Origin of the sequence: Mesorhizobium sp. M4A.F.Ca.ET.020.02.1.1 (assembly GCF_004022645.1) — a bacterium.
GTDB lineage: Bacteria > Pseudomonadota > Alphaproteobacteria > Rhizobiales > Rhizobiaceae > Mesorhizobium.
On the sequence record NZ_RZOI01000143.1, the window covers coordinates 1 to 10409 of the forward strand.

The window sequence follows — 10409 nt, forward strand, 5'->3', positions numbered from 1 at the left end:
CACCCAGGCTGCCGCGATGAGGATCAGCGCTTCGCCCGCTGTCGGCATCGCACCGCCGGCATAGTGACGGAAAAAGACCAGAATCGGCCAGTGCCAGAGGTACAGGCTGTATGAAATTTTGCCTGTGAAGCGGAGAGGCGCGCTTGAAAGGACCGCCGTAGCGATAGACGGGGAACAAGGCCAGACGAGCAAGACAGCCCCAGCCACTGGGGCGAGTGCATTCAGTCCCGGAAATGGCTGGCTCGAGGATAGCCAGATGGCGCTAGCGGCTATCAGGCAAAGGCCAAACAGTCCGAATGCCTCGGAAGTGCCCCGGCGGCCGATCGGTGGAACAAAAACCAGCAGGCCGCCTAGCGCCAGTTCCCAACCCCGGCTGAAGGGAGCATAGAACGCTTGCTTGGGATCGACTGCCACCAGGTAAAGGGCAATCGAAAAGCTGGTCAGCGCTACAAGGCAGATCGCCGCGACGATCGGTGACTGATGGCCCCGCCACAATCGGCTGGCGATGAACAAGAGGGCTGGCCACACGAGATAGAACTGCTCTTCGACGCCGAGGGACCAAAGATGCAGGAGCGGCAGAAGCGTCGCCTCGCGGTCGAAATAGCCCGTATTCCAGAGGAAATAGTAGTTCCCAAGGCCGGCAGCGGAGAAGGCCGCACTGCGCCCAAGGCCGGCATAGTCACCCGGGAGCAGGAGAAACCAACCCGCCGCGAGCGACAGCCCCATCATCACCAGCATTGCTGGCAGGATACGACGCGCGCGCCGACCGTAGAATTCGGCGAGCGACAGTTCGCCGCCCTCCGCAACCAAAAGGCCTGTGATCAAGTAGCCCGAAATGACGAAGAAGATATCAACGCCGACGAATCCCCCGGGGAAACCGGGAACGTCGAAATGGAAAAGGATGACGGTGATGACCGCGATAGCGCGCAAGCCGTCGACGTCTGCCCGATAATCGAACTTCAAAGGTTCCCCCGAGCTATCTGTCGAAACGTCATGGCGTGATTGCAATCCGTGAGTCGATGGCGCGACAAGGCGCGGCCGGCGACGTTGCGATTCCAATAGTCTCACCGATACATTCGAATACTACCGTTTCCTTGCAATGCTAAACTGCGAGAAACATGGGGATACCGTGACAATTCATTTCACGCTAGAACGACAAAAACCTACACAGGTGTACCGGAATCAGTTCTGCCCTGTTGGGCTAGGGCGTCTGGCTCCCGGTGACATGTCGGACGCTTGTTCGTTGGAGATATCGAGGACCGTCGAAAAACTCGGTCGACTTGTAGAAAACGAGTTGTTCAACGTGTCCTCGACTGTATAGAAAGGCTATCCCGTGAGAGGCGAGGGCCACGGGTCGTTCTGGAGGCGGCAACTTTGGACAACCATAGCCCGGACGTGGTTGAATTCGGCCCGCGGACACATGTCCTGGTTACAGGTGGCGCGGGCTTTCTTGGATCGGCACTGGTCGATCTGTTACTTGACCGCAATTGCAGCGTAACCGTCATCGATGATCTCTCGAACGGCTCGCTTCGCAACCTTCCGGTCGACAATCCCCGCCTGACGATCCGTACCTTCAGGGTCGGCAGCCCGGCCTTCAATGCGGCGGTCCATGACGAGGTTGGCCTGGCCGACGCCGTATTCCATCTGGCGAGCCCGATCGGGGTTCAGCTTGCCCACACGGAACGCTTTGCTGTCACCAGTGGCATTCTTGAATCAGGTTGCGCAATCGTCGAGGCGTGCCGGCTGCACCGGCGTCCGCTTCTTTATACATCGAGTTCGGAAGTTTACGGCTCCGGGCGCGACCGTCCGATTACCGAGTCTGATCCTGTGGTGACGGATCTCCGACCGCGATGGGGATATGCTGCCGCCAAGGCAGCGGTTGAGCATCTGATCGCCGGACTGTTTTTCGATTTTGGCATTCCTGCCTGGATTGTCCGGCCGTTCAATATGGCTGGGCCGCGGCAGCGCTCGGCGACCGGCCTTGTGCTGCCGGTATTTGTGAACTCGGCCTTACGGGGCGAACCGCTTGTCGTTCACGACGACGGCGAGCAAAGGCGGGCATTCCTGCATGTTGCCGATGCCGCCGAAGGGCTGCTCCTGGTCATGCAGTGCCGATCCTTGCAAGGACGACCGGTCAATCTGGGCGGCAGCGAGGCGGTGCAGATCGGAAATCTCGCAAGGATGGTGGTTGAGGCGACCAAGACGAACGCGCCGATCGTCATGAGGTCTTCCAACGCGGTCTATGGCGAGAGGTTCGCCGTAACGCATGATCGCGTACCGGACACGAGTCTTCTGAGTACCATGACAGGTTGGCGCCCGCTGCGAAGCACAAGGCAGACGATTGTCGACTGCATCGAGCATATGCGTACCGAACGAGTGATGGCTTGACGCCTGGCTTATTGGTCCCGGTCATCGGGGCCCTGCTCATCGCGGTTCCTTGCGTATGGCTGTTCGCTCGCCTTGCTAGGCGCATTGGGGCCGTCTCCAAGGTCAAGAGCGACCGATGGCACACATCGGGCGAAGTCCCTCGACTTGCAGGGCCCGCCCTACTGATTGCGATGTCCCCATGGCTTCCGGTTGGCCATATCCTGTTGCTGGCTCTTTTCTGCCTTGTCGGCGCGCTCGACGATGTCCGATCCCTTTCCGCCGGCGCCAAGGCAGCAGCGTTGGCCGCGGCAGCGATACTTGCCGGGATCATCACTGGTTTTTGGTGGGTACCGATCGTCATTTGGATCGCCTGCAACGCGGTCAACATGCTTGATCATGCCGATGGTCTTGCCGCGAGCACAATCGCAGCCGCCTCCCTCGGCCTTGGCGGTGATGCCGGGCTGGCCTGCGCCGGGGCGTGCGTCGGGTTCCTTTGCTTCAACTATCCGCCCGCCCGCGTCTTCATGGGCGATAGCGGCAGTCTTCTGCTCGGCGCGGCGGTCGTGCTTCACGCTTCTGAAAGGGGTTTCGGCTCCTCATTAGCGTGGCTTGCCGTCCCGCTGATCGACGCAATATTCGTTATCATCCGCCGTCTGCGGCACGGACGGCAGCCTTGGATTGGCGGCACGGACCACCTTGGCCACACTTTGCTGCGTCTGGGCGTAGGCGGTAAGACCTTGCCGGCTCTCTATGGGGTGACGGCACTCGCGATCGGCCTCGCATTCACTGCTTGGCAAAGTTCATAGAACCAAATGGATATCATCGTCCCAGGCCGCCATCCGAAATCGCAACCTGGCACGCTGCGAAATAATATTCCCTAATTGTGGAGCGCCGCAAAGATGGCTTTGCCGATGGCGGGTGCGACGACGCTCTGCCAGGCTCGCCGAGGCCGGATCAGCCCTGCCTTTGGAGCAAAGACGCGCGCGCCGACCCCACTCTTAGTCCATCTTTCGTGTGCTTGCGATGACCATTCGCCATGCCGATGACCGAATTCGCGTAGCAGGCCTCGCCGGCACGTCGAGTGAACTCGGAAAGATCGATGCTGCGATCTCCTGAAAAGGAGTTGGCACGTAATCGGGCCTATCCGCGCTGGATGCGATAGACAGTTGCGTCACCTTCCACACCTCGAAGCGGCGCGTCAAAAGCCACGACACGGTGGCCGGCAAGCATTTCGCTGACCCCGGGCGCGGAATGGAGCGCCTCGGAAATGCAGATCTGTCCGGCCTCTGCCAGGGACTGCACGCGCGCGGCGACATTCACGGTCTGGCCGAAATAATCGAGGTTGTCGTTGAGCGTCACGGCGATCGACGGTCCACAGTGGGCACCGATCTTGAGGATGATCCCCGGCCCCTCATGGTCGCCGTTGAAGCGATCGATTTCTTCAAAGATGTGGAGTGCAGCCGAAATCGCATCCGACGGTTGCGAGAATACGGCCATCACCGCATCCCCAATCGTCTTGACCACCGCTCCGGAATGTTGCTGGACCGCAGCGTTGACCAGAGCGAAATGCTCGCGGACCAAAGCATAGGCGTTGAGATCGCCAAGGCGCTCATACATGGCGGTCGAACCCTTGAGGTCCGTGAACAGGAAGGTGATCTGCCGGATGCCCAGCCCCTCCTTCTCGTCGACACGTTCGGACCGGAAGAGCTGGCGGAAGGTTTGCCGCGCAAGCAGCGCTCCACCGGAAACATAAGGGTCGAAATCGAGTGCCGGCTTGGTGGTCAGCGCGACAAGCTCGGGCGGCCAGTTGATGACAAGCAACGAACCTCGCACCGGCCCCCTGTTCGCTACCTCAATGGCAATCGGACCAGGCGGCACAGCGGGCAACGCCGGCAAGAAGCGTTTGCCGTCGTAATCGACCTTCAGGAGTGTCGGCGCTGATACCGGGTCGCCCGATATTGGCACAGCGAATGCGGCCTGTGTCTGCACGTTGACGCCTGCAAGGGCGCCCGGTCCCAGGTCGGCGCGGAGCACTGTGGTGGTGCCGGGCGGTAGAAACGTCATGCCCCGAACGAAGCCACGCAGAACGTCGAGAAAGCGAACGTCTTGCCCCGGCAGCCGCCCGTCATGTCCGAAGTGGAGTTTCCAGTGAAAATCCTCGACAGGGAGCGTCTCGGGATTGTGGTAGGGAAGGTGCCGTAACTTCGGCGATACCGAAAAGGTGACCTCGATGAAGTCGTCGAGGTCGGTGTCGCCCGATACGTCGCACAGGCCACAGACGTAGTGGGTCCTCAGTGTGCGCAGGGCGCCGAAACTATCGAGCACCATCCCGGACTGGGGACAGAGCACATCCCAGCTCATGTCGAACACGCCACAGCGGGCGGCATGAAGGAAGAGGTCGATTGCTTCAGGCTCGGCGATTGCGCGGTCGCGAGCAAAGGCTAGCGGATTAACGCGATAGAGTGAGTGGTCGTCGGCGCTCCTGATCAGCGCCTCGAATTTCGAGATGACGCGTGGGCTCCAGGCTCGCGCCTGCTCCACCTTGGTCATCTTGCTTTCGAGAAGACGATCGTTGACTTCCGTCACACCGGATCCTCAACCTAGCCTCGCGACAGCCTACTAAAAAAGCCAGCAGGATGCGAATGGTTTGGATTCCTTTGTTGTACGACAGTCTGTCTAGGAGGATGTGCACCAGAGCAGGTGTCACGGTTTCCTACTCCGTTGTGCTGGCTTTTTTTCTGCGCCGATTGGTGTGCGACTGCGCGACTGCCATTTTTAGCTCGGGTTTGGCCTCCACAGGTGCATTCTCTGCCCCATGTGAGTTCTGTAGCCCCTCGACGTGGACGGTCGGAAATGGGAGTTCGATGCCCTGCTCCTTGAAGACCTGGCGGAGGCGTACATAGAATTTGCGTTTCATACTGAAGGCGCCTCCCGGTCTTGTTGTGACCTTGACCCTCAATACGATGCCGTACTCGCCGAACTCCTGCACGCCCTGCATCTTGATCGGTGAGAGCACCCAGTGTTTGAATTCGGGATCTTCCGCCAGTTCGAGACCTATTCGCTTGATCAGCTTGCGAGCGAAGTCGATGTCAGTGTTATAGCCAACGGTGATGTTGAATTTGTCGGTGACCCAGTCACGACTCTGGTTCTGGACTGCACCGAGTTCACCGAAAGGTATTGTGAACAGCGGGCCACGATGATGGCGCAGCTTCACCGAGCGCAGCGAAAAGCTTTCCACCGTTCCCACATAGCGGCCCGATGTAATGTATTCGCCAACACGAAACGCATCATCGAGAAGAAAAAACACGCCTGAAATGACGTCCTTGACTATGGTTTGTGCGCCAAATCCCACAGCGACACCAACGACGCCAGCGCCTGCGATCAGCGGGCCGATCTCGATACCCATTGAGGCGAGCATCATCAGCACCGCCATCACGACGATCACGGCGAGCAGAATGTTCTGGATGATCGGCAAAAGTGTGCGCAGCCGCGCCTGTTGCGGATCGAGGGTCGGGACCTCCTCGTCGTCGATCACCGCGTGCGGCGTTTCGATGCCCAGCTTTCGCTCGATCAAGGCTTTGATGATCGACCAGCCGAAGTCGGCTGCAAGCGCAATGACCATGACATTAATCAAGCCGCGCAATATGAGGTTGGTCGTCGTATCGCTGTCCCGCATGGACTGCATGTTCAGACCCCAGACACGCGCGAGAAAGTAAGCCGCCGCCAGGATCAAGATCATCCGGACTCCGCGATCGATGACAGCGATCGTCACCGCCGGAATCGTGGGCCGGCCGGCGTCGTCCGAACCCGGCCGCAGCACGAAATTGACGCCGCGCTGCGTCAGCACGATTGCCAAGGGCAGGAAGAATGCGGCGAAGGTAAACCAGAACAATATATTAAGACCGGCGATGCGCTGCAGGAACAGAACGACGAAATAAGCTGTCAACAACCATGTCGTTGCCGTATGACTGCTTTGGTGCGCACCATCTCGCTGTGTTCTTGGCCGGCGCCAAACGGCAACCAGCAAAAGCAATAGCAGCACGAAATCGGCGCCCGTTGACAGGACCAGCATTCCATCCTGATCGATGCCGAGACCCGGCAAGAGGATAAACGCGGCGGCGAAGAAGGCGAAGACGCCGACGATCCGGGGCAGCCAATAGAACCAATGGTCAGCCGTTTCGTTGGTGACCGGCAAGGCACGAACCTCGACGGCGTTCTCGACGTTCATGAAGGAAGGGACGAGCATGGCTGCCAGGTACATGCGCACAGCCGCTGTACCGACTGCAGCCAGCAGAAATGTCAGCACGATCTCGCGGATAAGCATTGGCCAGTCGAACAACATGAACGCGCCGGCGCTGCCCAGCGCGAACGAGACGATCAGCAGGCTGGAATAAAGCGTGCGACCACCAATCTTCTTGGCTCGCCCAATGGGCGTATCCTTCGGCTGCGCGATGATCCAAAGACGAAACGGACGGGTCAGCCTGTACGTTGCCCAGGCGAGCGCCACGCCGGCAGCGATGAACATCGCAATCAGCAGAAATACGCCGGGAGGCCCCTTTCTGGACATATCCTGCATGGTCTCTGCCCGAGCGCGCTCAAACTGGTCTGGCAGCAACGGCAAAGTTCGCACGATTCTTTCGATATGATGCTTGATCCGATCGAGCGTCGACGATGCCATCGTATTCATCTGGCTCGGGGCGACGGCAGCGTCGGACGATGCGCCGGCCGGTGAAGCTCCTGCCGCGGCAGGCGCTGCCGTTGACCCGGCGTCCTGATTTCGTTGTTCGGCCATCCAGGCCTTCACCGACGGATCGTCGAGTAGCTCGAATAGCTGTTTGACCTTTTCAGGCGGGACGGTCGCCGGCGCCTGCGCCTGTGCCGAACCAGCAAACAAGAGGGCGATCCCGAAGACCAGCGGCCCGGCAACCCGGACAAGCATGGCAGTCAGATCTCCGAGAGTTCGTGTCGGACGCGCCAGACTCCCAACTCCCAATCGTCGAACCAAGAGTGGCATCGTGCTGTAACCTTCCCCTCAAATCGGCAAGCAACGACATCTATGTCCGTCGTTGCGCCTACCTTGAAGAAACCGATGTTGTGGTGCAAGACATCCTTCCGGGCTAGACCGTTGCGCCGGGGTACCTAACAGTGTTTATTTTCCCGCGGGGGCAGGGCATTCCGGCCTCGGCCTGGCGTCCCTGACGAACTAAAGTGCTTTGAAAGCAGCATCTGCGGCGACCACGCTGGAGGTCGTGGTTGCGCCTCCAAGCTGGCGGCACCGAATGACAGCACAATGTCGTCGCGCTGTGCATTTGGCAAAAGCACTTGGATTCGATCCCCTCCATCGGTATGCGCTAACACTAGGCAATGTGTCTGGGTGTATGGCCGCCGCTTGGGACCCTTCAGATGAAGGACATTTGATGAGTCAGCGAGGACAGGCGCGAGCGCTTTGTGCGAATGTGGCTACATGGAGGGCTTCGGATTCTTGGCGTCCGTGTACACCTCGAGGTACGAGTTTGGGGTGACGAGCGCCATCTGGCCTTTCGCATCGCGCCGGTCGGCGAAGTGTGCATAGGGGGTCGACGAGCTCGCGGATGGCGAGGCGATCTGCGCCTTCTTGGGTAATACAAATTGAAAATTGCGCCTTCATGTTTCAAAACAGGTCGGTTGACCCAGGATGGTTTCGAAGCCAGCGGGTCGCTGACGGTCCTCAAGGCGAGAATTCGAAAAGACGTTCAACCATGACCCAACACGCAGAAAACGCCCGAATTCTCATGTACAGCCACGACACGTTCGGGCTCGGCCACCTGCAGCGCTGCCGCACTATCGCGCATTCGCTTGTCGAGAATTTCCACGGACTTCAGGTGCTTATCATTTCGGGTGCAACGATCGCTGGCGCATTCGACTACCGCGCCCGTGTCGACTTCGTGAAGATCCCCAGCGTCATCAAGTTGCGCAATGGCGAATACACCTCGCTGGAAAAGGATATCGATCTGCATGAGACGCTAAGGATGCGCCAGTCGATTATCCGCCACACGGCCGAGACATTCCGGCCGGATATCTTCATCGTCGACAAGGAACCGCTCGGCCTGCGTGGAGAGATTGAGGACACGCTGTCCTACCTCAAGACGCGGGGCACCACGCTCGTTCTCGGCCTGCGCGAGGTGATGGATGCGCCGCATCTGCTCGAAGCGGAGTGGGCACGCAACGATGTGATGCGCAAGATAGGCCTATTCTACGACAAGGTCTGGGCCTATGGTCCGCCGGATTTCTACGATCCGTTGACGGGCTTGGATGTACCGCCGGCAGTCAGGGCAAAGATGAGGTTCGTCGGTTTCCTGCAACGGAGCCTGCCGCGGAATGAGTTGCCCGGCCACAGGCCCGAGGGCGACTATATCCTCGTTACCACCGGTGGCGGCGGTGACGGCGCCGAACTGATCCACGACGTCATCGATGCCTATCAGCAGGATCCACGATTGCAGCACAGGGCGCTGATCGTGCTTGGGCCTTACATGCCAGCGCGCAAGCGCAACAAGCTGCTCAGGAAGGGGGCCAAGATCCCCTACATCAAGATCATCGAGTTCGACAACCGCATGGAAGACCTGATTGCCGGCGCCAAGGCGGTCGTGGCAATGGGCGGCTACAACACCTATTGCGAGATATTGTCTTTCGACAAGCCGGCGCTGATCGTGCCGCGCGTCGAGCCGCGGGAGGAACAACTGATCCGCGCTCGGCGCGCAGCCGAACTCGGCCTCATCGAGATGCTTTTGCCGGAAGAAGCCAAGGATTCCCAGCGGTTTGCCGATGCACTGGTGATGCTGCCAGACCGGCCCCGCCCATCACAGAGCAATCCGCATCTGACGCTGGAAGGGCTGCCTCATATCTCCGAAATCGTTGCGGAACTGCTCGACCGGCGGGCCGGCCATCACCTTTCGGTCATCGAAGGACTGAACTGAGTTGCAACGTCGCAAGATCGTCGTGGTTCTGAAGGGCTATCCGCGGCTGTCGGAAACCTTCATCGCGCAGGAACTGCTTGGTCTCGAGCGTGCGGGATTCGACCTAGTGATCGTCGCGCTCAGGCGGCCGACCGATGCAAAACGCAACCCCGTGCATGATGAGATCAAAGCGCCCGTCCATTATTTGCCCGAATATCTGCATGACGAGCCGCTGCGCGTCGTTCGCGCGCTGATTGCTTGTCTGCCGCGGCCGGGCTTCTGGCGCGCACTTAGATCACTGGCTAGCGATATCCCCCGCGACTTTACGCGCAATCGCGTGCGCCGCTTCGGGCAGGCACTCGTGCTGGCGGCCGAATGGCCGCAAGACGCGGGATGGTTGCATGCACATTTCGTGCACACGCCGGCGTCGGTGACGCGCTATGCCAGCCTGCTTCGTGGCCTGCCCTGGAGTTGCTCGGCCCATGCCAAGGACATCTGGACTTCGGCGGACTGGGATCTGGCCGGCAAGCTTTCCTCGGCGCGTTGGACGGTAACCTGCACGAAAACCGGCTTCGACCGCCTGAAGGGGCTCGCCAACGGCAACTCGTCCGTGCATCTGAGCTATCATGGGCTCGACCTTGATCGCTTCGGCAGCTTTGGCGAGGCGCGAAAACAGCATGACGGCTCAGCGCCGGGCGAACCGGTTGTCGTTCTGAGTGTCGGGCGCGCAGTCGAAAAGAAAGGTTACGATACCTTGCTGGAGGCCCTTGCCCTTCTGCCCGCGGATTTGGCGTGGCGTTTCGAGCATATCGGCGGCGGCGAGGAACTGGAACGGCTCAAGGCGCTGGCGCGAAAGCTCGGCCTGGAGGGTCGCGTCTCCTGGAAAGGCGCGCTTGCGCAGAAGGAGGTGCTGGAACACTACCGAAGCGCCGACATTTTCGCCCTGGCCTGCAGGATTACTGCAAATGGTGACCGGGACGGTCTGCCGAATGTTCTGGTGGAGGCGGCCAGCCAGCGGCTTGCCTGCGTGTCGACCGATATTTCCGGCGTGCCGGAGCTTATATCGCCGGACGAAACCGGTCTGCTGGTGCCGACGGAACACCCTATTGC

Annotated in this window: 7 protein-coding genes; 4 read left to right on the forward strand and 3 right to left on the reverse strand. The window is 59.9% G+C overall.

Translation table 11 applies throughout. From position 1 onward, the window contains the following. Positions 1 to 963: acyltransferase (locus EN742_RS12110; protein ID WP_189375294.1), on the reverse strand; the 963-nt coding region annotated here is incomplete at its 3' end. A gap of 411 nt (positions 964 to 1374) precedes the next feature. Here EN742_RS12110 and EN742_RS12115 point away from each other — a divergent pair. Continuing rightward, positions 1375 to 2388: an NAD-dependent epimerase/dehydratase family protein gene (locus tag EN742_RS12115; protein ID WP_189347686.1), complete on the forward strand. Its 1014-nt coding sequence runs from the start codon at positions 1375 to 1377 to the stop codon at positions 2386 to 2388. A gap of 170 nt (positions 2389 to 2558) precedes the next feature. Continuing rightward, the gene (locus tag EN742_RS12120; RefSeq protein WP_245482315.1) at positions 2559 to 3173 is read left to right on the forward strand and encodes an MraY family glycosyltransferase; all 615 of its coding nucleotides are present in this window, start codon (positions 2559 to 2561) and stop codon (positions 3171 to 3173) included. A gap of 334 nt (positions 3174 to 3507) precedes the next feature. Here EN742_RS12120 and EN742_RS12125 read toward each other — a convergent pair whose 3' ends face one another. Both EN742_RS12125 and EN742_RS12130 read right to left on the reverse strand, forming a co-directional pair. Further along, a complete protein-coding gene (locus EN742_RS12125) occupies positions 3508 to 4953 on the reverse strand; it encodes an adenylate/guanylate cyclase domain-containing protein (RefSeq protein WP_126058873.1) in 1446 nt (481 codons plus the stop codon). A 127-nt stretch (positions 4954 to 5080) separates the two neighbouring features. After that, on the reverse strand, positions 5081 to 7306 hold the full coding sequence (locus tag EN742_RS12130) for a mechanosensitive ion channel family protein (protein WP_127405729.1): 2226 nt from the start codon (positions 7304 to 7306) through the stop codon (positions 5081 to 5083). Between the two features lie 799 nt (positions 7307 to 8105). Here EN742_RS12130 and EN742_RS12135 point away from each other — a divergent pair. Together EN742_RS12135 and EN742_RS12140 are read left to right on the forward strand one after the other, a co-directional pair. Further along, positions 8106 to 9320, forward strand: coding sequence for a glycosyltransferase family protein (locus tag EN742_RS12135; protein WP_126058876.1), 1215 nt, complete (start codon positions 8106 to 8108; stop codon positions 9318 to 9320). A 1-nt stretch (position 9321) separates the two neighbouring features. Then, positions 9322 to 10409 (forward strand): glycosyltransferase (locus EN742_RS12140; RefSeq protein WP_148670085.1); only part of this gene is annotated, 1088 nt, incomplete at its 3' end.

Coding starts and splice junctions, on each gene's coding strand:
- EN742_RS12120 (WP_245482315.1), top strand. CDS start 2,559: ATGTCCCCATGGCTTCCGGTTGGCCATATCCTGTTGCTGGCTCTTTTC.
- EN742_RS12130 (WP_127405729.1), bottom strand. CDS start 7,306: ATGCTTGTCCGGGTTGCCGGGCCGCTGGTCTTCGGGATCGCCCTCTTG.
- EN742_RS12135 (WP_126058876.1), top strand. CDS start 8,106: ATGACCCAACACGCAGAAAACGCCCGAATTCTCATGTACAGCCACGAC.